The organism is Shinella kummerowiae, assembly GCF_009827055.1.
Lineage (GTDB): Bacteria > Pseudomonadota > Alphaproteobacteria > Rhizobiales > Rhizobiaceae > Shinella > Shinella kummerowiae.
In genome coordinates this window covers 476,302-496,180 of the sequence record NZ_WUMK01000002.1, presented here as the reverse complement: position 1 = coordinate 496,180, position 19,879 = coordinate 476,302, and the positions used below count along the sequence as shown (strand labels likewise).

Below are 19,879 nucleotides of genomic sequence, written 5' to 3'. Positions count from 1 at the left end.
CCGCCGGTTTGCGATGTTCGTTTTGTACAAGTTGTGGCTTGATCCGTCCATTGTCTGCCACCGCCTTTCTCGCCGACAATTTGCCGAATGCCAAATGCGGGAGGATCACATGCGCGTCCAGGTCGCCATCATCGGTTCGGGTCCGTCGGGGCTGCTGCTCGGCCAGTTGCTGGGCAATGCCGGCATCGAGACGGTCATTCTCGACCGGTCGAGTCGCGCGCATATTCTCGGTCGGGTGCGGGCCGGCGTGCTGGAAGAGGGCACGGTCGGCCTGATGGACAGGGCGGGTGTCGGGGCGCGCATGCATGCCGAGGGCCTGCCGCATGACGGTTTTTCGTTCGCCTTCGACGGTCGCGACCATCGCATCGACCTTTTCGACCTCACCGGCGGCAAGCGGGTGCTGGTCTATGGCCAGACGGAGCTGACGCGCGACCTCATCGAGCAGCGCGAAGCCGACAGCCGGCTAACGATCTACGAGGCGGCGAATGTGACGCCGCATGGCTTCGATGGTGCAGCCCCCCACGTCACCTACGAGAAGGACGGCGTGACGCATCGCATCGACTGCGATTTCATCGCCGGCTGCGACGGTTTTCACGGGGCGAGCCGCAAGGCGGTGCCGGACAGCGCGATCCGCACCTTCGAGAAGGTCTATCCCTTCGGCTGGCTCGGCGTGCTCAGCGAAGTGCCGCCGGTCAGCGACGAACTGATCTATGCCAACCATGCGCGCGGTTTCGCGCTCTGTTCCATGCGCTCGCCGACCCGCAGCCGCTACTACATCCAATGCGCGCTGGACGAGCGGATCGAGGACTGGTCGGACGACCGCTTCTGGGACGAGCTGCGCCGCCGGCTTCCCGCGCACCACGCCGAAGCGATGGTGACGGGAAAAAGCTTCGAGAAGTCGATTGCGCCGTTGCGCTCCTTCGTCGCCGAGCCAATGCGCTTCGGCCGGCTGTTCCTCGTCGGCGATGCCGCCCATATCGTGCCGCCGACCGGCGCCAAGGGGCTCAATCTGGCGGCAAGCGACGTGCATTACCTGTTCTCCGGCCTGCTGGAACACTATCAGGACCGCTCGAATGGCGGCCTCGACGCCTATTCGGCCAAGGCGCTCGCCCGTGTCTGGAAGGCGGTGCGCTTCTCCTGGTGGATGACGAGCATGCTGCACCGGTTCCCGCAAACCAGCGATTTCGACCAGAAGATCCAGGAGGCGGAACTCGACTACCTCACCCATTCGCGCGCCGCGGAAACGGTGCTGGCGGAAAACTATGTCGGCCTGCCCTACTGACGGCTGGCCCAGGCGGCAATCGAATCGATCATCGTCGCGTGGTGCTCGGGGGAGTTGGCCAGCGTGGCGAGTTCCCAGAGGCGATGCACGCCGGTGAGCAGGTGGATGCGGGTGCGGTCGAGCGTGCGACCGGTGACCCGCTCATAGCCGTCGACGATCCGCGCCGTCAGGTCCGGACTGATGAAGTTGGAATAGATGAAATCCTGGTGCAGCGGCCCGAAGCCGGAATCGGCGAAATCATAGATACCGTTGAGCGTGCCTGCCGCATGGTCGAAGGCCATGTTCCAACCGTGCCCATCGAAGAAACCGTAGGTCTCGCCATAGGGATCCGGCGGCAGGTCGCGCCAGCCGGCAATCGTTTCGGCCGCGAAGGCTTGCAGGTGCTGCGGCAGTAGCGGCAGGGCTCTCGATTTTATCGCATCGGCATCCAGCCAGCGCTCGATGGGCTGCGCGCCCGCCCTCTCCATGCTGGCCCGGTCGCGTGCATGCAGGTCTGCATAGAAGCGGGCGAGCGCTTCGCCGAGGGTCTGGCGCGCCGGTTCCGGCAGCGCGTCGTAGTGCGCGGTTTCGAGATGCTCGCCCGGGATGATCGCATGTTCGGAGAATAGAGGCGTGCCGTCATAGAGGCGAAGATCGGGCACGCGCATCGTTAGATGGGGGCGCAACGCCGCGAGGATCGTCGCTTCACGCCGTAGCGCCCGCTCCGCCTCTTCGCCCTGCGGGAATTTGAAGACGAGACGGTCATCGACCGCGAAGGCGCGCGAATGCCAGCCGCCGGGCAGCGGCCGGAAGGCGGCGTCGGCGAGATCGGGATGGCGCGCGACGATCACGGCGTAAAAAGGATCGAGTTCGTTTTCCATGGCCAGTCCTAGCCGAGGCGCGAAGGCGTCTCAAGCCGCAGGCGACACGCTGCCGGCCACCTCGCGGATTGTCTGCATGAGAATGGCGAGCGGCATGGAGGGCACGGCGTCGGTGCGCATGGTGAGGCCGACGGGGCCCTTGGTTTCGCTGGTATCGATCGGCAGGGCGGCGAGTTTGCCTTCCGCGATGTCGGCCGCGACGACCCCTTCGGAGATGATCCAGATGGCATCGCTTTCGCGCACGAAAGCGCGGCCGAAGGCGTCGGAGACGGTTTCGATCTGGTTCGCCAGGCCGGCAATGCCGTTGGTGATGAGGAACCGTTCGACGAAGGGGCGGATGATCGAGGCGCGCGTCGGCATGAGCACGGGATAGGCATCGAGGCCGGCAAAGGCCGAGCCGCCGGAAAGCAGCGGATGGCCGGCGCGCACGCAGAACACCACCCTTTCCGAATAGAGATGCTCGAAGGAGAAGCCCGTCATCTTTTCCGGCGCCGCCAAGCGCCCGACGACGAGATCGAGATCGCCGACGCGCAACTGCTCGAGCAGCACGGCATTTTCCCCCGTGACGATCTTGATGCGCGCGCCGGTGCCCTCGGCAAGAAAGAGCTGCATGGCCTTCGGCATGATGCGCGTCGAGACGGTCGGCAGCGCGCCGATGCGGATCGGCGTCGTATCGCCGGACAGCGCCTGCGAGACGGAATCGAAGCCTTGCCGCAGCGCCGTCAGCGCAGCACCTGCATGTTTGAGAAAGACCTCGCCGTAGCGGGTGATCTTGATGCCGCGGCCGTCGCGCTCGAAGACGGCGACGCCCAGAACCTCCTCCAGTTCGCGGATCGTCTTCGTCACGGCAGGCTGGCTGACATGCAGAAGATCCGCCGCCTTCATCACGCTCTTCTGGCGTGCCACCTCGACAAAGGTTTGCAGATGGCGGAACTTGATACGGCTGTCGATCATGGTTTTCATAACCCTGAAGTTAACGAAACGGCATGAAATATCATTTTACCTAACCAGATCAAGCGATCAATCTGGAAAGACGGGAGGAGAAAGCCGTGCAATTCGCAACCGTCAACGACGTCATCCTGCACCACCAGCTGATCGGCGGCCCGGCCGGGCGGCCGGTGATCGTCTTTTCCAATTCGCTCGGCACCGACTTCCGCATCTGGCGCGACGTCGTGGTGCGCCTTGCCGGCGACTATCCGATCGTCACCTATGATAAGCGTGGTCACGGCCTGTCCGATCTCGGCCAAGTGCCCTATTCGATTGACGACCACGTGCTCGATCTCGCCGCCCTGCTCGACCGGCTCGACGTCAGGAACGCCATCATCTGCGGGCTTTCCGTCGGCGGTATGATCGCGCAGGGGCTTGCAGCCAAGCGCCCGGATCTCGTCAAGGCGCTCGTCCTGTGCGACACGGCGCACAAGATCGGCACGGCCGACATGTGGAACGCCCGCATCGAAAGCGTCGAGACCAAAGGCATCGAAAGCCTGGCCGATGCGGTGATGGAGCGCTGGTTCACGCCGGCCTTCCGTCGTCCGGAGAACGCCGCCTATCACGGCTACCGCACCATGCTGACCCGCCAGTCGGCGGTGGGTTATGCCGCGACCTGCGCTGCGCTGCGCGATGCGGACCTCACCGAATCCACCCGAAACATTGCCGTGCCGACGCTCTGCGTCGTCGGCGACCAGGACGGCTCGACGCCGCCGGATCTCGTGCTGTCCATGGCCAAGCTGATTGCCGGCGCGCGCTACGAGGTCATCAAGGACGCCGGGCATATTCCCTGTGTCGAACAGCCGGAAATGCTCACCGAGATGATCCGCGCCTTCATCGCCACCCTACCTGCCGGAGACGAGCCCCATGGCTGATGCGCATACCTTTTCCGACCGCTACCGCCAGGGCATGGTGACCCGCCGCGCGGTGCTCGGCGACAGTCATGTCGACCGCGCCTCCTCCGCGGCGACGGATTTCGACCAGCCGTTCCAGGAGCTGATCACCGAAGGCGCCTGGGGCACGGTCTGGTCGCGGCCGGGCTGGACGAAGCGCGAACGGTCCATGGTGACGATCGCGCTGCTGGCAGCACTCGGCCATGACGAGGAGGTGGCGATGCATGTGCGCGCCACGGTCAATACCGGGGCGAGCCGCGACGACATCGCCGAAGCGTTGCTGCATGTGGCGATCTATGCCGGCGTGCCGGCCGCCAATCGGGCGATCAAGATCGCCAAACACGTCTTCGACGAACTGGATGCGGAAAAGGCGGCGTGAGGCAGAGATGACGGACCTTTCCAACCGCAAGCCCGAAACGGGCGCCTTCTTCTCGCGCGATCGGCTGTGGCATCCGCCCGGCCTCACCCCCGGCTACAAGACCTCCGTGCTACGCTCGCCGCAGAAGGCGCTGCTGTCGCTGGACGGCACGGTGTCGGAAATCACCGGCCCGGTTTTCGGCCATTCGATTCTCGGCGAGCTGGACAACGATCTGATCCACAATTTCGCCAAATCCGGCGAGAGCGCCATCGGCGAGCGCATCATCGTGCATGGTCGCGTGCTCGACGAACGGGCGCGGCCGGTCGCCGGCGCGCTGCTCGAATTCTGGCAGGCCAATGCCGGCGGGCGCTACCGCCATAAGAAGGAAAGCTATCTGGCGCCGCTCGACCCGAATTTCGGCGGCTGCGGCCGCACCATCACCGATGCGGACGGCTATTATGCTTTCCGCACCATCAAGCCCGGCCCCTATCCCTGGCCGAACGGCGTCAATGACTGGCGCCCGGCGCATATCCATTTCTCCGTCTTCGGCCATGGGTTCGCCCAGCGGCTGATCACGCAGATGTATTTCGAGGGCGACCCGATGATCTGGAAATGTCCCATCGTGCAGACGATCCCGGACAAGGCGGCGATCGAACAGCTGGTCGCAGCACTCGATTGGGGCAACACGATCCCGATGGACGCGCGCGCCTACAAGTTCGATATCGTGCTGCGCGGCCGCCGCTCGACGCTGTTCGAAAACCGCATGGAGGGCAACTGATGGTCCAGCCGCTCGGGTATCTCAAGGAAAGTGCCTCGCAGACGGCGGGGCCTTACGTCCATATCGGCCTGACGCCCAATTTCTCCGGCATCGACGGCGTCTATGAGAGCGATCTCGGCGCCATCATGGTCACCGACAAGACGCTCGGCCGGCGCATCACCATCACCGGCCGCGTGCTCGACGGTACCGGCACGCCGCTGAAGGACGCACTGTTGGAAATCTGGCAGGCGGACGCCGCCGGCCTCTACAACAGCCCGTCGGAACTGCGCGGCAGTGCGGACCCGAATTTTTCCGGCTGGGGCCGCTCAGCCACCGACGGCGTGACGGGGGAATACCGCTTCGAGACGATCAAGCCCGGCCGCGTACCGTTCAAGGACGGCCGCCTGATGGCGCCGCACATTTCGGTCTGGATCGTTGCCCGCGGCATCAATCTCGGCCTCAACACGCGCCTCTATTTCGGCGACGAGGAAGCAGCCAATGCCGAGGACCCGGTGCTGGCGCGCATCGAGCATCGCGTGCGCGTGCCGACGCTGGTCGCCATGGCGGATGGCGATACCTACCGGTTCGACATCCATTTGCAGGGCGACAAGGAGACGGTGTTCTTCGATATTTGAGGCGGCGTTTGCGCGGCAATCGCCTATAGTGCGCTGTCCGCCGGGGCGTGGCTCCTCGGGTCGAGCCCGCGGATGACGACAGAAGGGAAGCCGGGGCCTATCGAACGGTGCCGCAGGCCGCGCCACCCAAGAAACCGGTAACGTCTCCTCCGCTCCGTCATCCGCGGGCTCGACCCGAGGATCCACGCCAAACAAGCTGCCGCCGCGAAAAGAGCGCCCCATGACCGTCTCGCCCTTCGATCACCCCTATCTGTCCGGTCTTCTCGGCGACGAGGAGGTGGCTGCGCTGTTTTCCGCGGCGGCCGAACTCGAGGCGATGCTTGCCTTCGAGGTGGCGCTGGCAAAGGCCGAGGCGGCGGAGGGCATCATTCCCGCCGAAGCGGCCGAGGTTATTGCCGAGACCGCACACCGCTTTTCACCGGACGTCGCCAGCCTGCGGGATGCGACGAAGCGGGACGGTGTCGTCGTCTCGGATTTCGTTCGGCAGTTGCGGGCAGCCGTCGGGGAAGCGCATGGCCGCCACGTGCATTTCGGCGCGACCAGTCAGGATGTGGTGGACAGCGGCTTGATGTTGCGGCTTGCCCGCGTGCTGCCCGTTCTTGAAAACCGGCTGGCGGCGCTGGGTGCGCGCCTCGATGGCCTGTCCGCCGATTTCGGCGAACGACCGTTGATGGGGCGCACGCGCATGCAGGCGGCCATCCCGATCACGGTGGCCGACCGGGTCGCCGCGTGGCGAACGCCGCTGGAGCGCCATGGCGAGCGGCTCAGGTCCTTCGCAGCGACCGGCCTTGCGGTACAGTTCGGCGGTGCGGCCGGCACGCTGGAAAAGCTTGGCGACCGGGCGCCCGCCGTCCGCGCTACCCTTGCCCGCGAACTCGGGCTCGCTGACAGGCCGCAATGGCACAGCCAGCGCGAGCGGATCGTCGAACTTGGCGGCCTGCTTGCGGCGATCACCGGCAGTCTCGGCAAGATGGGACAGGACATCGCGCTGATGGCGGATCATGGCGACGAGATCGCGCTTGCCGGCGGCGGCGGTTCCTCTGCCATGCCGCACAAGCAGAACCCGGTCGCTGCCGAGGTGCTCGTCACCCTTGCCCGTTTCAATGCCGCCCAGCTCGGCGGGCTGGCACAGGCGGCGGTGCATGAACAGGAGCGCTCCGGTGCTGCCTGGACGCTGGAATGGCTGCTCCTGCCGCAGATGGTTGTCGCCAGCGGCGCCGCCCTGCGCCTCGCCGGCGAATTGATGTCGTCCGTGCGGAGGCTTGGGCCGGTATAGCGCGAATGCATAATTTATAAGTTATGAAATCGGCCTATATTTTCATTTTACATCACCGTTTCATCTGGCAATCTGACAAAACGCTATTGTGGGACGAGACCGAACGCCGGCGGGAGGCTGGCCCTTCAGGGAGGAAAACATGAAGACATTTACGATCGCAGCGCTGGCGGCCGCACTGCTGGGCGGTGTCGCCCATGCCGATACGATCAAGGTCGGCGTCGTCGGGCCGTTCTCCGGCCCCTTCGCGCTGCAGGGCAAGAATTTCAAGGCCGGCATCGACGCCTATATGGCGCTGAACGGCAACACGGTCGGCGACGACACGATCGAGATCATCTACCGCGACATCCCGACCGCCGATCCGGCGCAGTCGAAGGCGCTGTCGCAGGAACTGGTCGTCAAGGAAGGCGTGCAGTATTTAGCCGGCTTCTATTTCACGCCGGATGCCATGGCCGCCACGCCGCTGCTCGAGCAGGCGAATGTGCCGATGGTGGTGATGAACGCCGCGACGTCGGCCATCGTCACCAAGAGCCCCTATGTGGTGCGCACGTCATTCACCACCTGGCAGACCTCCACGCCGATCGCCAAGGTCGCCTTCGACGGCGGCACGAAGAAGGTGATCTCGGTGGTCAGCGACTATGGTCCGGGTGTCGACGCGGAAGCCGCCTTCAAGGCCGGTTTCGAAAAGGCGGGCGGTGCGGTCGTCGAGGCGATCCGCATGCCGCTCCAGACCAACGACTTCTCGCCGATCATGCAGCGCATCAAGGACTCCGGCGCGGAAGGCGTCTTCGCCTTCCTGCCGTCCGGCCCGACGACGCTCGGCTTCGTCAAGGCGTTCAACGAGAACGGCCTGAAGGATGCCGGCGTCAAGTTCTTCGCCCCCGGCGACCTGACGCAGGAATCCGACCTGCCGGCGCTCGGCGAATCGGCGCTCGGCCTGCAGACCACCTTCCACTATGCCGTCTCGCACGGTTCGGCGGAAAACAAGAAATTCGTCGAAGCCGCCGTGAAGGCGATCGGCAATCCGGCGGAACTGTCGTTCCCTTCGGTCGGCGCCTATGACGGCATGCATGTCATCTACAAGATGATCGAGGCGACGGGCGGCGAGCAGGACGCGGCCAAGGCCGTCGAGGCCGTGAAGGGCCTGTCCTGGGAAAGCCCGCGCGGGCCGGTGACGATCGATCCGGAAAGCCGGCATATCACGCAGAACATCTACCTGCGCGAGGTGGCCAAGGCCGAGGATGGGACGTATTACAACAAGGAAATCCAGACGTTTGAGAAGCAGGGCGATCCGGGCCTGGCGGCTGCGAAGTAGCCGAATTTCTCAGCGTTGCGCCTGGGGTGTGGATCCTCGGGTCAAGCCCGAGGATGACGGAGGGGAGGGAAGCGCTTCCCGTCCGTCGGGCAGTGCGGCAGGCGCCGTCATCGTTGTGATGCGCCGCCCTCGCTTCTTTCGTCATCCTCGGGCTTGACCCGGGGATCCACACGCCTCCGACGAGTGACTGCCGAAATCCCGGCGACAAGCAGGACAGGAACATGCAAACGGTCTTCAGCATCGGGGTTGATGCCCTTGCCTATGGCATGGTGCTCTTCGTCATCTCCATCGGCCTTTCGGTGACGATGGGGCTGATGCGGGTGGTCAATCTGGCGCATGGCGCCTTTGCGATGATCGGCGGCTACATCGCCTCCTATGCGGCGCGCGACCTCGGGCTCGGTTATGCCGTTGCCGTCATGCTCGCGGTGGTCGGCACCATCCTCATCGCCATTCCCGTCGAGCGCCTGCTCTACCGCCGCATCTATGGCCAGCCGGAACTGACGCAGGTGCTGATGACCATCGGCATCACCTTCTGCATCATCGGCATCGCCAATTACGTCTTCGGCCCGACGCTGAAGACCATTCCGACGCCGGAGGCCTTGCGCGAACCGGTCAGCCTCGGCTTCCGCACCGTCTCGGCGCACCGGCTGTTCGTCATCGGCTGCGGCCTCGCCGTCGCACTTGGCCTCTGGTACTTCATCGAGCGCACCGCCTTCGGCGTGAAGCTGCGCGCAAGCGTCGACAATGCGGCGATGGCGGCGGCACTCGGCGTGAAGACGCAGGTCGTCTATGCGGTCAGCTTCGCCGTCGCCGTCGGCCTTGCTGCCTTTGGCGGCGTGGTTGGCGCGGAGTTGCTGCCGATCGAGCCCTATTATGCGTTGCGCTACATGGTGACCTTCCTCGTCGTCGTCTCGGTCGGCGGCGCGGGCTCCATTCCCGGCGCGCTGGCCGCCTGCCTGCTGCTCGGCGGCATCGATACGACGGGGCGTTATCTCATGCCGGAATTCGGCGAATTCTTCTTCTACCTCGCGGTCATCGCCATCGTCTGGCTGTTTCCGCGCGGTCTTGCCGGAAGGGCGAAGTGATGGCGCTGCTTGCCAATTCCGACACGATCTCCACCGCCGGCGACCGCCGCGCGCGCCTGACGCGCGACGCCATCGGCGTGCTGGTCATCCTTGTGCTGGCCGCCGTGGGCTATTTCCTCTTCCCGAACAATCTCGCGCTGCTGACCCGCATCATCGCGATCGCGCTGCTGGTGCTGTCGCTCGATCTCGTCACCGGCTATTGCGGTGTGGCGACGCTCGGCCATGCGGCGCTGTTCGGCGCGGGGGCCTATGGCGCGGGCATCGCGGCGGCGCATTTCGGCATCACCGACCCGATCGCCATGCTGGCCGTCGGCATCGTCGCGGGTGCGCTTGCCGGTTTGGTGTCCGGCGTCGTCGTGCTGCGGGCGCATGGCCTGCCGCAGCTCGTGCTCTCCATCGCCATCGTTCACCTCGCCCATGAAGCCGCCAACAAGGCGTCGGGCTGGACCGGCGGCAGCGACGGCCTTGCCGGCATCATGCCGGACGCCGTCTTCGGCCTCTGGCAGTTCGATCTCTGGGGCCGCACCGCCTATGTCTTCGGCATCGTGCTTTTGCTCGTCGCCTTCGTCATCCTGCGCCAGATCGTGCGTTCGCCCTTCGGCATGCTCTGCCGCGGCATCAAGCAGGATCCGGTGCGGGTGCGCGCCATGGGCGCCTCGGTGCACGGCACCCTCATCAAGATGTACGCCATTTCCGGTGCCGTTGCCGGGGCGGGTGGTGCGCTCAACGCCATCTCGACCCAGGTCGTCGGCCTCGACAGCTTGTCTTTCACGATGTCGGCCGAAGCGCTTGTCATGCTGGTGCTCGGCGGCACGGGTTCGCTCTACGGCGCGCTGATCGGCACGATCTCGTTCCTGTGGTTCGAGGATGTCGTCTCGGCGGCCAACCCGTTCCACTGGCTCACCATCGTCGGCGCGCTGTTGATCGCCGTCGTGCTCTTCGCGCCGAAGGGCCTTTACGGTTCGTTCGCGGCCTATCTCGAACGCCGCGGGAGGAAGGGCCGATGAGCGCGATCTTCGACGTCCGCAACCTGAAAAAGATGTTCGGCGGTCTCGCCGTCACCAACGATGTGTCGCTGTCGATGGCGCCGGGCGACCGGGTCGCGCTGATCGGCCCGAATGGTGCAGGCAAGACGACCTTCGTCAACCTCGTCACCGGCAACATCCTGCCGAATTCCGGCACGGTGACGCTCGGCGGCGAAGATGTCACGCGCCTTGGCCCGACCGAGCGCGTGCGCCGCGGCCTCGTGCGCTCCTTCCAGGTGACACGGCTGTTTTCCGAGATGACGCCGGAGGAGCATGTGGCGCTCGCCATTCTCCAGCGCGAAGGCCGTTCGGGAAAGATGTTTGCCAGCCATCGCGCCATGCCCGACGTGATGAACGAAGCGCAGGCCCTGCTGGCCAAGCTCGGCATCGCGCAGCTCGCCCACCACCGTGTCAGCGAGATCGCCTATGGCCAGCAGCGCCTGCTGGAACTCGCGCTGGCGCTCGCGCTGAAGCCGAAGGTGCTGCTGCTCGACGAGCCCGCCGCCGGCGTGCCGCAGAGCGACACGGCGCGCATCGAGCAGGCGATCGCCGATCTGCCGTCCGATCTCGCCGTGCTGATGATCGAACACGACATGGATCTCGTCTTCCGCTTCGCCAGGCGTGTCATCGTGCTGGCGGCGGGCGAGATTATTTTTGACGGCTCACCGGATGCGGTGACGAAGGACGCCCGCGTCCGCCAGGCCTATCTCGGGAGCTATGCCGATGCCCGCAGCGTCGCTTGAAATTTCCGGCCTCTCCGCCGGCTACGGCCCGACGCGGGTGCTGGAGGATATTTCCTTTTCCGCCGATGCCGGGCGAAGGCTCGCCGTGCTCGGCCGCAACGGCATGGGGAAGTCGACGCTGTTTGCCACGCTCGCCGGCCAGACGAAGCGTTATGGCGGCGAAATCCGTCTCGGCGGCCAGCCGATCGAGGGCATCGACAGTTCGTCGCGCGCGCTGAAAGGGCTGGGCTACGTGCCGCAGTCGCGTGATGTCTTCCCGACGCTGACCGTCGAGGAAAACCTCTTCGTCGGCCTGAAGGCGCGGCCGCGCTCGGCGATCGAGGAAGCCTATGCGATGTTTCCCCGGCTCAAGGAGCGGCGGAAAAACCTCGGCTCGCAGCTGTCCGGTGGCGAACAGCAGATGCTGACCACGGCGCGCACGATTCTCGGCCAGCCGTCCGTGCTGTTGCTCGACGAGCCGCTCGAGGGTCTGGCGCCGGTCATCTGCGAGGAGCTGATGGCGGCCTTCGGCACGCTGGCGGCATCGGGTGAAATGACCATCCTGCTCGTCGAGCAGCGTATCCAGAGCGCGCTCGATTTCGCCGACGCGGTGATCATCCTGGAGCGCGGCCGCATTGCCTGGACCGGCACGCCGGCGGCACTTGCCGGCGACCAGCACACGGTCGAAACCCTGCTCGGCGTCGGCGGCCTGCACTGAGCCTACTCATACGGCTTTCGTTATGAATCGCTGCCGGCATTTCATTTTACATCGCTGCCTCGCCTGTCAGAGTGCGGCCTGACCGTCGCGTCCCGGCTTGAGGAGGCCGGACGCGGCGAGGGGTCCGGACGAAGGGGAGGTGGCGATGCGCAGGCACGAAGGCGATCCCGCTGGAACGTCGGTAATGACGGCGGGTGGCGCGTTGCTCGCCCGGCTGAAGGCCGTCGGCGTCGACTATATCTTTGCCAATTCCGGCACGGATTTTCCGCCGATCATCGAGGGGCTTGCCGAGGCCGAGGCCAAGGGCATCGACCTGCCGCAGGCGCTGATCATGCCGCATGAGAGTGCGGCGATGGGCATGGCGCATGGTTATTTTCTGGCGACCGGCCGCGCCCAGGCGGTAATGGCGCACACCAATGTCGGGCTGGCCAATTGCGCGATCGGCGCGATCAACGCCGCCATGGAGCATATCCCGGTCCTGCTGTTTTCCGGCCGCACGCCCGTCACCGAACGCGGGCACAAGGGGTCGCGCACCGTGCCGATCGGCTGGGGGCAGGAAATGCGCGACCAGGCGGCGCTGGTGCGCGAGGCCTGCAAATGGGACGACGAATTGCGCGTGCCCGAGCATATCCCGCAGATGGTCGACCGCGCCTATGCCATCGCCAATTCCACGCCGCGCGGGCCAGTCTATATGAGCCTGCCGCGCGAGGTGCTGTGCCAGCCTTGCCCGACCGAGGGGCTGGACGCGCCGGCAACCATGGCGCCAGCCCTCGCATCACCCGCGCCGATGGCGGTGGCTGAGGCGGCCCGCCTGCTGGCGGAAGCGGAAAGCCCGGTGATCTTTGCGCAGCGCGGTGCGGGCTCGGCCGAAGGGTTCGCTGCGCTGGCATCCCTTGCCGATGTGTGGGGCATTCCCGTCTGCCAGTACTGGGCCGTGCAGCTGGCCATGGCGACGGACCATCCGATGGCGGCGCAGGCGGATCCGAAGCCGCTGCTCGACAAGGCCGATGTGGTGCTGGTGCTTGATGCACTCGCCCCCTGGTCGCCGGATGCGCATTCGCTCCGGTCCGGCTGCAAGGTCGTCCAGCTCGCGCAGGATCCGCTCTACCAGCGCCAGCCGGTGCGCTATTTCCGCGCCGATGTGACGCTCGCCTGCGACGTCGATGCGGGCCTTCTCGCGTTGAAGGCGGCGATGGACCCGCTGCTGCCCATTTATCGGACGAAGGCCGAGCGAAACGCCCGGGACGTTGCGGCGCACAACCGGGCAGCACGCGCTGCCGTGCTTGAAACGGCGCGGCGCGGCAGCGGCACACCGATGACGAAGGATTTTGTCTCGCTGACCCTGTCCGCGGCGTTGGCCGGCCGTGATGCGACGGTACTGTCCGAACTCGGCTGCCCGATGGCGCCGATGACGCTTGCCCATCACCAGGCCTGGTACCAGGAGCCGCATTCCGGCGGGCTCGGCTGGTCTTTTCCGGCAGCACTCGGCATGCAGCTCGCGCGGCGCGACCGGCTGGTCGTCGCGACCATGGGCGACGGGTCCTACATGTTCGCCAATCCCGTCGCCTGCCACCAGATCGCCGAAGCGCTCGACCTGCCGATCCTTCTTCTCATCGTCAACAATGCGGAATGGGGTGCCGTACGCCAGTCGGTGCTGGGCCTTTATCCGGACGGCTATGCCGCCAAAACCAACCGCATGCCGCTGACCGCGCTGTCGCCGGTGCCGGATTTCGTCAAGGTCGCCGAGGCGAGCCGCGCCTATGCCCGCCGCGTGACCGATGGCGCGGCGCTGGCCGGCGCCATCGCAGAGGCGATCGCGCATATCGAGACGAAGCGCACGCTGGCGCTCATCGACGTGCAGGTTCGCGCCTGAAGCCGATCATACAAGGAGGAAACCATGCCCGAACGTGCCACCCATGAATTCTGGAAAGACCTGAAGCCGATCGACAAGGTGTTTCAGCCCGATGCCCTGCCGGAAGTCTATCTGCAGAATGCGCCGACCGAGGATGAGCGCTACTACGTGCCCTTCACCGAAACCGTGTCGTCGCGCCCGCTGTGGATTTCGCCGACGCAGAACAAGTGGTGCGACATCCTGATGGCCAAGAAGGCCGGGCTGGTGAACCGCCACTACCATCCGCACGAGGTCTTCGCCTACACGATCTCCGGCAAGTGGGGCTATCTGGAGCACGACTGGACGGCGACGGCCGGCGATTTCGTCTACGAGACGCCCGGCGAGGGCCACACGCTCGTCGCCTACGAACACGAGCAACCGATGAAGGTGTTCTTTCAGGTGACAGGCCCGCTCATCTGGCTCGACGAGGCGGGCGAGCCGAACGGTTTCTTCGACGTGCACAACTACATTGCGCTCTGTCGCGACCACTATGACAAGGTCGGGCTCGGGCGGGACTATGTGGAGCGGCTGTTCCGGTAGTTTTCGCGTGTTCCATGCGGAACAGCGTCGCGGACTGTGATGTGGGACAGTCTGGTCACTGGATGAGAGAGGCTCATCCCCAACCAGAGATCAGGAGAGACCCCATGCGCAAGTTCATCGTTTCCGCCACCGTTGCCCTCGTCGCCGCCGTTTCCTTCGCTGCTCCCTCGCAGGCCGGCTACTACAGCTACGACTACCAGCCCTACTGCTTCATCAAGAAGGTCAAGGCCTACGACTACTACGGCAACGTCATCATCAAGCGGATCAAGGTCTGCAAGTAAGCGACCGTCCCGCTGACCTCCCCGAAGGCCCGGATGTTCCCTGCATCCGGGCCTTTTGACGTGGTGATAACCGGCCCGGTTGCAAAAGCCTCCGCCCGATGGTACCCGTTGTCTCGTTCGCAACACGAAAGAGAGGGGCTGCGCGTGAAGACCAACTTCCTGCCACATCGTACGCATGGCCCTGATTTTGCCCTGCAAATGCGTTTGCAGGGCTGATCGGAACGAACGCTTTCTTCTGGTCTGCCCTTCCCGGCGATGCGCTGACGTGCCTTCAGGTGTGCTGCTGCATCAGATTTCATCGGGCCTTTTTCGCGTGACTGACGGCTGATGCCGCGCCGCGTGGGCCTCGAAAGACCAGAGACCCTTCATGTCGCTTCTCAATATCCGTGCGCTCGGCGTCACGCTGTCCACCGACCTCTTCTCTAACCTCAATCTTTCTATCGCTGCCGGCGATCGTATCGGCCTCGTCGCCGCCAACGGGCGTGGCAAATCCACCCTGCTGAAATGCATCACCGGCGATTTCGAGCCGACGACCGGCGAGATCACGCGCGCCCGTGGCCTGACCATCGGCCATATGGAGCAGAATCTGCCCGCCGGGCTTGAAACGCTCACCTTCCGCGAGGCCGTGCTGGGCGCGCTTTCGCCCGAGCAGCAGGAGAGCGAGGGCTGGCGCGCCGATGTGACGCTGGAGGAGCTGGAGGTGCCCGAGGCGTTGCGGGAGCGCCGGCTCGATGCGCTCAGCGGCGGCTGGCAGCGTATCGCGCTGGTCGCCCGTGTGCGCGTCGGCGAGCCGGACATGCTGCTGCTCGACGAGCCGACCAACCATCTCGATCTGTCGAAGATCGCCTTGCTGGAGACCTGGCTTGCAACGCTGCCGCGCGACATGCCGGTCGTCATCTCCAGCCACGACCGTGCCTTCCTCGATGCGGTGACCAACCGCACGCTGTTCCTGCGTCCCGAACGGTCGCCGCTCTTCGCACTGCCCTATTCCGAGGCCCGTGCGGCGCTGGACGAGATGGATGCGGCCGAGGGGCGGCGCTATGAGCGCGACATGAAGACGGCGCAGCAGCTTCGCCAGCAGGCGGCGAAGCTCAACAATATCGGCATCAACTCCGGCAGCGACCTTCTGGTGGTGAAGACCAAGCAGTTGAAGCAGCGGGCGGAGAAGATCGAGGATGCGGCAAAGCCGGCCCATCTGGAGCGCTCCGCCGGTGCCATCCGCCTCGCCAACCGCGGCACCCATGCCAAGGTGCTGCTGACGCTGGAGGATGCTGAGGTCAAGACGCCGGATGGCACGCCGCTCTTCCGCACGGGCCAGAAATTCATCTGCCAGGGTGATCGCATCGTGCTGCTCGGGCTGAACGGTGCCGGCAAGACGCGGCTGGTCGGCCAGTTGCGCCGGGCGATCGAGGCGGCGGGGGCAAGTCTTCAGGGCATCAAGGCGACACCCTCGCTGGTGCTCGGCTATGGCGACCAGGCGCTCTCCGACCTCGCCGACACGGAGACACCACACGGCACGATCATCCACCGCTTCGACGTGGGCGACCAGCGGGCGCGCAGCCTGCTGGCGGGCGCCGGCCTGAGCATCGAGATGCAGGGACGGCCGGTGGGGCAGCTTTCAGGCGGGCAGAAGGCGCGGCTCGGCATGCTGGTGCTGCGGCTCACCAACCCGAATTTCTACCTGCTCGACGAGCCGACCAACCATCTCGACATCGAGGGGCAGGAAGCGCTGGAACGGGAATTGACGGGCAGCGAGGCCAGTTGCCTGTTCGTCTCGCACGACCGCGCCTTCGTGCGGGCGGTGGCAAACCGCTTCTGGGTGATCGAGAGACGGCGGCTCGTCGAGGTGGACGGCCCGGAGGACTTTTTTGCCGAGGCTGCTCTATCCGCGTAAGGATATGCGCGGATCGGCGCGGAAATCCTCGCGGGAAAAACCGATGCGCTTCGGCGGATGGTCGCACAAAGCCTGCACGCCAAGCGCCGACAAGCGGATGCGCCAGGTCTGGCGCTCCACCGGTTTGGGGGCGGCAAAGGCGGTTGCCGTCAGCAGCGCCATGCTCGTGCCGGCGCCCGGGTCGCGCACCGAGCGATAGAGGATGGCGGAGACCGCCGCCACCCGCGCGCCATCGGCCAGGGACTGGCAGGCGGCGTAATCGGTCGGGTGCGTCCAGACGGAGGCGTCCCGGTCGAGCGGCGGCGCGGTCAGGTCGATTGCCGCATCCGTGCGGATGGCGGCGGAGAAGGCGGTGTAGTCGGCGGCATTGCCGGGCAGCGGCGTCGCTGGCGATTCGGCGAAGAACAGCAGCCGGTAAAAGGCCATTTCGGCGAGTGCCGTCTCGACCGACAGAGCCGCATAGTAGACGCCGAGTGTGCGCCCGGCGCGGCGGAAACGCGAACCGTGCGGATAGACCGAACCATAGCGGAAGGGGGTGGCGAGCAGATAGTCGAGGCCGGCGCATTCCGGCGGAAGCACCGGCTTGCTCTCCTCCAGAATGTCTTCCAGCAGCGCCTGTTCGTCCAGCGTATCGATGAGTTTCAAGGTCGAGACGCGATGCTGCGCCTCGACGAACCGCCAGACGGAGCCCGCAAAGGGCCGCGCCTCAGACGAGAGCGCGGCGGGCGTCCAGATAGGCAAGGACATCGATAAGGCCTGAAATGGAGACGATACGATCGACCGGGCGGGCGCCGAGCACGGTGTTGTCCGCCGTCATCCAGGCGCGGGCGACGGTCTCGTCGCCGCCGGTAATGGCGTCGAGCGAGCGGAAGAGGCGCACCAGCAGCACGGCGAGTTCGAAGGGTTTTGTTCCCCGCTCCAGCAGCACATCCTGCCGCTTCAGCCGCGACACCGTCGCCTCCGAAACGCCGATGACGCCGGAGAGGATGCGCGCCGTCAGCCCCAGCCGGTCCGCCGCGCTGACGGTGGCCTTGGTGAGCACCGTGCCTTCTGCATTGGCCTGTGGGACGGGGTTGCGCTGCATGGTCAAGATCCTTTCAATGGAAAAAATATAGCATAAATTTTTCCATTGACAAGGTTTCTCCGGCTAGATGCTCATCCCGCCATCAACCATCAGCATGGTGCCGGTGACGAAACTCGACTGGTCTGAAGCGAGATAAAGCACGGAGCGGGCGACCTCCTCCGGATTGGCATGGCGGCCCATGGGGATGAGCCCGTTGAAGAATTCCGTCCCGTCCGCGCCGATCGCGGCCCCCAGGCCCTGTTCCACGGCAAGCTGGAAACCATTGTCGACGGGGCCGGGATTGACGGTGTTGACGCGGATGCCGCGCGGGGCGAGTTCCTTGGCAAGGCAGCGCATCAGGCCGGTCTGGGCGTGTTTGGCGGTGATATAGGCATAGACACCGGCGTCCCCACGCGTCGCCGCGACGCTGGACGTGATGACGATGCTGCCGCCGCGTCGCATATGCGGGACGGCATGCTGGGCGGCGAGAAACGCGCCGCGGACATGCACGGCCTGCACCCTGTCGAAAAGGTCCACCGGATAGTCGGCGATGGGCGCCACGGTGCCGAAAATGCCGGCGTTGGAAAACAGCACGTCGATGCCGCCGAAGCGGGAGACGGCGAGGTCGACATAGGCTCTGGTGGATGCCGCGTCCGTGACGTCCGCCGCGGCGAGCGCCACCCGGTCCGCCGGCAGTCCGGCGGCGGCACTGTCAAGCGTGTCGCGGTCGAGGTCGACGAGCACGACATTGGCACCCTCGGCGAGGAACAGCCGGGCGGTGGCAAGGCCGATGCTGCCGGCCCCGCCCGTTATGATGCAGGTCTTTTTGTCGAGCAGCGCCATGGCTCAGATCGGGTAATGGATCGGGCCGTCCTGCACGGTGACCCAGCGCAGTTCGGTGAATTCGGCAATGCCGGCCTTGCCGCCGAAACGGCCATAACCGGATTCCTTGACGCCGCCGAAGGGCATCTGCGCTTCGTCATGCACGGTCGGGCCGTTGATGTGGCAGATGCCGGATTCGATGCGCCGGGCGACCTGCATGGCGCGGTTGACATCCCGGCCGAAGACGGCGGCCGAGAGGCCGTATTCCGTGTCATTGGCGACGCGCACCGCCTCGTCGATCGAACCGACGCGGATGACGCTGACGACGGGCCCGAAACTTTCCTCGCCATAGATGCGCATGGCGGGCGTCACGCGGTCGAGCAGGGTGGCATCGACGATGGTGCCCCGGACGCTGCCACCGGCGGCAAGCGCCGCACCCTTGCCGACTGCATCGCGGATCAACTGTTCGAGCCGCTGCGCCGCATGGGCATCGACCACCGAGCCGAGCGGCGTGTTGCCCTCGCGGGGATCACCGGCAACAAGGGTCTTTGCCTTTTCCGCCAGCGCCTCGACGAAGCGGTCGGCGATCGTTTCGTCGACGACGATGCGCTCGGTCGACATGCAGATCTGGCCCTGGTTCATGTAGGCGCCGAAGGCGGCCGCCGCGACGGCCGCGTCGATATCGGCATCGTCCAGCACGACGAAGGGGGCCTTGCCGCCGAGTTCAAGCAGGGCGGGCTTGAGATAGCGCCCGGCCGTCTCGGCGATGATGCGGCCGACGCGGGTGGAGCCGGTAAAGTTGACGCGGCGCACGGCCGGGTGGGCGATCATCGTCTCGACGATGGCGGCGGCATCCTCCGGTGCGTTGGAGACGGCGTTGAGCACGCCTTCGGGCAGGCCGGCATCATGCAGCGCATCGACGATCAGCCGGTGCGTGCGCGGGCAGATTTCCGAGGTCTTCATGACGACCGTGTTGCCGCAGGCAAGCGGGGTGGCGAGCGAGCGCACGCCAAGGATGACCGGCGCATTCCACGGCGCCATCGACAACACCACGCCGGCCGGCTGGCGCACGCCCATGGCGAGCGAGCCGGGCCGGTTGGAGGGGATGATCTCGCCGGTGATCTGCGTGGTCAGCGACGCGGCCTCGCGCAGCATGTCGGCGGCAAGGCTGACATTGAACATCGCCCAGCCGGCGGTGGCGCCCGTCTCCGCGGCCATGGCGGCGACGAAATCCGGCGTCTTCGCCTGCAATTTGTCGGCGGCGGCGTTGAGCAGCTTGCGCCGCTGGCCAGGACCCATCGCCGCCCAGGCCGGAAAGGCCTTGGCCGCGGCGTTGACCGCCTGGCGCGCATCCTCCAGCGAGGCGGCGGCCACTTCGGACGCGACCTCGCCGGAAATCGGGTTGATGCGGGAGAAGGTGCGCCCGTCGGAGGCCGCCTGGTCCAGGTTGTTGATCTTCAGTCCAAGCACAGACATAT

At 65.7% G+C, this 19,879-nt stretch carries 21 protein-coding genes; 15 read left to right on the top strand and 6 right to left on the bottom strand.

The features are described from left to right. Positions 1-109 precede the first annotated feature (109 nt). Positions 110-1,282 (top strand): 4-hydroxybenzoate 3-monooxygenase, encoded by a 1,173-nt coding sequence (gene pobA / locus GR138_RS06885; protein ID WP_160857868.1) that lies wholly within the window; start codon positions 110-112, stop codon positions 1,280-1,282. On the opposite strand, the gene GR138_RS06880 is transcribed toward pobA, so the two are convergent. Next, positions 1,276-2,142, bottom strand: a complete 867-nt coding sequence (locus GR138_RS06880; protein ID WP_160857867.1) for a phosphotransferase family protein — start codon at positions 2,140-2,142, stop codon at positions 1,276-1,278. The two genes, pobA and GR138_RS06880, sit on opposite strands and share 7 nt — an antisense overlap. A gap of 30 nt (positions 2,143-2,172) precedes the next feature. Beyond that, positions 2,173-3,096, bottom strand: a complete 924-nt coding sequence (gene pcaQ, locus GR138_RS06875; protein WP_160857866.1) for a pca operon transcription factor PcaQ — start codon at positions 3,094-3,096, stop codon at positions 2,173-2,175. A 95-nt stretch (positions 3,097-3,191) separates the two neighbouring features. On the opposite strand from pcaQ, the gene pcaD reads away from it, so the two are divergent. From pcaD to GR138_RS06805, 14 genes are all read left to right on the top strand, one after another. Then, complete coding sequence (gene pcaD, locus GR138_RS06870; protein WP_160857865.1) at positions 3,192-4,004, top strand: 3-oxoadipate enol-lactonase; 813 nt, start codon at positions 3,192-3,194, stop codon at positions 4,002-4,004. Beyond that, positions 3,997-4,401: a 4-carboxymuconolactone decarboxylase gene (pcaC, locus tag GR138_RS06865; RefSeq protein ID WP_160857864.1), complete on the top strand. Its 405-nt coding sequence runs from the start codon at positions 3,997-3,999 to the stop codon at positions 4,399-4,401. Before pcaD ends, pcaC begins: the two co-directional genes overlap by 8 nt. A 7-nt stretch (positions 4,402-4,408) precedes the next feature. After that, a complete protein-coding gene (gene pcaH, locus GR138_RS06860) occupies positions 4,409-5,158 on the top strand; it encodes a protocatechuate 3,4-dioxygenase subunit beta (protein WP_160857863.1) in 750 nt (249 codons plus the stop codon). Beyond that, complete coding sequence (pcaG, locus tag GR138_RS06855; protein ID WP_160857862.1) at positions 5,158-5,772, top strand: protocatechuate 3,4-dioxygenase subunit alpha; 615 nt, start codon at positions 5,158-5,160, stop codon at positions 5,770-5,772. Before pcaH ends, pcaG begins: the two co-directional genes overlap by 1 nt. Positions 5,773-5,992: 220 nt before the next feature. Further along, entirely contained in the window at positions 5,993-7,048 is a 1,056-nt protein-coding gene (locus GR138_RS06850; RefSeq protein ID WP_160857861.1) for a 3-carboxy-cis,cis-muconate cycloisomerase, read from the top strand. 139 nt (positions 7,049-7,187) lie between these two features. Next, positions 7,188-8,360, top strand: a complete 1,173-nt coding sequence (locus GR138_RS06845; protein ID WP_160857860.1) for an ABC transporter substrate-binding protein — start codon at positions 7,188-7,190, stop codon at positions 8,358-8,360. Between the two features lie 221 nt (positions 8,361-8,581). Beyond that, complete coding sequence (locus GR138_RS06840; protein ID WP_160857859.1) at positions 8,582-9,445, top strand: branched-chain amino acid ABC transporter permease; 864 nt, start codon at positions 8,582-8,584, stop codon at positions 9,443-9,445. Beyond that, positions 9,445-10,452, top strand: a complete 1,008-nt coding sequence (locus GR138_RS06835; RefSeq protein ID WP_160857858.1) for a branched-chain amino acid ABC transporter permease — start codon at positions 9,445-9,447, stop codon at positions 10,450-10,452. Before GR138_RS06840 ends, GR138_RS06835 begins: the two co-directional genes overlap by 1 nt. Beyond that, positions 10,449-11,213, top strand: a complete 765-nt coding sequence (locus GR138_RS06830) for an ABC transporter ATP-binding protein (RefSeq protein ID WP_160857857.1) — start codon at positions 10,449-10,451, stop codon at positions 11,211-11,213. The genes GR138_RS06835 and GR138_RS06830 overlap by 4 nt, the downstream gene beginning before the upstream one ends. Continuing rightward, positions 11,194-11,910 carry an ABC transporter ATP-binding protein gene (locus GR138_RS06825; protein WP_160857856.1) on the top strand — a complete coding sequence of 239 codons (717 nt, stop codon included), beginning with the start codon at positions 11,194-11,196 and terminating at the stop codon, positions 11,908-11,910. The genes GR138_RS06830 and GR138_RS06825 overlap by 20 nt, the downstream gene beginning before the upstream one ends. Positions 11,911-12,055: 145 nt before the next feature. Then, on the top strand, positions 12,056-13,783 hold the full coding sequence (locus tag GR138_RS06820; RefSeq protein WP_160857855.1) for a thiamine pyrophosphate-requiring protein: 1,728 nt from the start codon (positions 12,056-12,058) through the stop codon (positions 13,781-13,783). 24 nt (positions 13,784-13,807) lie between these two features. After that, positions 13,808-14,341, top strand: a complete 534-nt coding sequence (locus GR138_RS06815; protein ID WP_160857854.1) for a 2,4'-dihydroxyacetophenone dioxygenase family protein — start codon at positions 13,808-13,810, stop codon at positions 14,339-14,341. A gap of 104 nt (positions 14,342-14,445) precedes the next feature. Next, the gene (locus GR138_RS06810; RefSeq protein ID WP_160857853.1) at positions 14,446-14,622 is read left to right on the top strand and encodes a hypothetical protein; all 177 of its coding nucleotides are present in this window, start codon (positions 14,446-14,448) and stop codon (positions 14,620-14,622) included. 367 nt (positions 14,623-14,989) lie between these two features. Further along, positions 14,990-16,516 carry an ABC-F family ATP-binding cassette domain-containing protein gene (locus tag GR138_RS06805; protein WP_160857852.1) on the top strand — a complete coding sequence of 509 codons (1,527 nt, stop codon included), beginning with the start codon at positions 14,990-14,992 and terminating at the stop codon, positions 16,514-16,516. On the opposite strand, the gene GR138_RS06800 is transcribed toward GR138_RS06805, so the two are convergent. The 4 genes from GR138_RS06800 to GR138_RS06785 all read right to left on the bottom strand — a co-directional run bounded on the left by GR138_RS06800 (position 16,505) and on the right by GR138_RS06785 (position 19,877). Continuing rightward, entirely contained in the window at positions 16,505-17,263 is a 759-nt protein-coding gene (locus GR138_RS06800) for an RES family NAD+ phosphorylase (protein WP_160857851.1), read from the bottom strand. The two genes, GR138_RS06805 and GR138_RS06800, sit on opposite strands and share 12 nt — an antisense overlap. Further along, positions 17,223-17,600 carry an MbcA/ParS/Xre antitoxin family protein gene (locus tag GR138_RS06795; RefSeq protein WP_160857850.1) on the bottom strand — a complete coding sequence of 126 codons (378 nt, stop codon included), beginning with the start codon at positions 17,598-17,600 and terminating at the stop codon, positions 17,223-17,225. The genes GR138_RS06800 and GR138_RS06795 overlap by 41 nt, the downstream gene beginning before the upstream one ends. 63 nt (positions 17,601-17,663) lie before the next feature. Next, entirely contained in the window at positions 17,664-18,422 is a 759-nt protein-coding gene (locus GR138_RS06790; RefSeq protein WP_160857849.1) for an SDR family NAD(P)-dependent oxidoreductase, read from the bottom strand. Positions 18,423-18,425: 3 nt separating this feature from the next. After that, entirely contained in the window at positions 18,426-19,877 is a 1,452-nt protein-coding gene (locus GR138_RS06785) for an aldehyde dehydrogenase (protein WP_160857848.1), read from the bottom strand. Positions 19,878-19,879: the final 2 nt, after the last annotated feature.

Coding starts and splice junctions, on each gene's coding strand:
- GR138_RS06790 (WP_160857849.1), bottom strand. CDS start 18,422: ATGGCGCTGCTCGACAAAAAGACCTGCATCATAACGGGCGGGGCCGGC.
- GR138_RS06795 (WP_160857850.1), bottom strand. CDS start 17,600: ATGCAGCGCAACCCCGTCCCACAGGCCAATGCAGAAGGCACGGTGCTC.
- GR138_RS06825 (WP_160857856.1), top strand. CDS start 11,194: ATGCCCGCAGCGTCGCTTGAAATTTCCGGCCTCTCCGCCGGCTACGGC.
- GR138_RS06830 (WP_160857857.1), top strand. CDS start 10,449: ATGAGCGCGATCTTCGACGTCCGCAACCTGAAAAAGATGTTCGGCGGT.
- pcaG (WP_160857862.1), top strand. CDS start 5,158: ATGGTCCAGCCGCTCGGGTATCTCAAGGAAAGTGCCTCGCAGACGGCG.
- GR138_RS06815 (WP_160857854.1), top strand. CDS start 13,808: ATGCCCGAACGTGCCACCCATGAATTCTGGAAAGACCTGAAGCCGATC.
- GR138_RS06850 (WP_160857861.1), top strand. CDS start 5,993: ATGACCGTCTCGCCCTTCGATCACCCCTATCTGTCCGGTCTTCTCGGC.
- pcaC (WP_160857864.1), top strand. CDS start 3,997: ATGGCTGATGCGCATACCTTTTCCGACCGCTACCGCCAGGGCATGGTG.
- GR138_RS06880 (WP_160857867.1), bottom strand. CDS start 2,142: ATGGAAAACGAACTCGATCCTTTTTACGCCGTGATCGTCGCGCGCCAT.
- pobA (WP_160857868.1), top strand. CDS start 110: ATGCGCGTCCAGGTCGCCATCATCGGTTCGGGTCCGTCGGGGCTGCTG.
- GR138_RS06805 (WP_160857852.1), top strand. CDS start 14,990: ATGTCGCTTCTCAATATCCGTGCGCTCGGCGTCACGCTGTCCACCGAC.
- GR138_RS06810 (WP_160857853.1), top strand. CDS start 14,446: ATGCGCAAGTTCATCGTTTCCGCCACCGTTGCCCTCGTCGCCGCCGTT.
- pcaH (WP_160857863.1), top strand. CDS start 4,409: ATGACGGACCTTTCCAACCGCAAGCCCGAAACGGGCGCCTTCTTCTCG.
- GR138_RS06785 (WP_160857848.1), bottom strand. CDS start 19,877: ATGTCTGTGCTTGGACTGAAGATCAACAACCTGGACCAGGCGGCCTCC.
- GR138_RS06800 (WP_160857851.1), bottom strand. CDS start 17,263: ATGTCCTTGCCTATCTGGACGCCCGCCGCGCTCTCGTCTGAGGCGCGG.
- GR138_RS06840 (WP_160857859.1), top strand. CDS start 8,582: ATGCAAACGGTCTTCAGCATCGGGGTTGATGCCCTTGCCTATGGCATG.
- GR138_RS06820 (WP_160857855.1), top strand. CDS start 12,056: ATGCGCAGGCACGAAGGCGATCCCGCTGGAACGTCGGTAATGACGGCG.
- pcaQ (WP_160857866.1), bottom strand. CDS start 3,096: ATGATCGACAGCCGTATCAAGTTCCGCCATCTGCAAACCTTTGTCGAG.
- GR138_RS06845 (WP_160857860.1), top strand. CDS start 7,188: ATGAAGACATTTACGATCGCAGCGCTGGCGGCCGCACTGCTGGGCGGT.
- GR138_RS06835 (WP_160857858.1), top strand. CDS start 9,445: ATGGCGCTGCTTGCCAATTCCGACACGATCTCCACCGCCGGCGACCGC.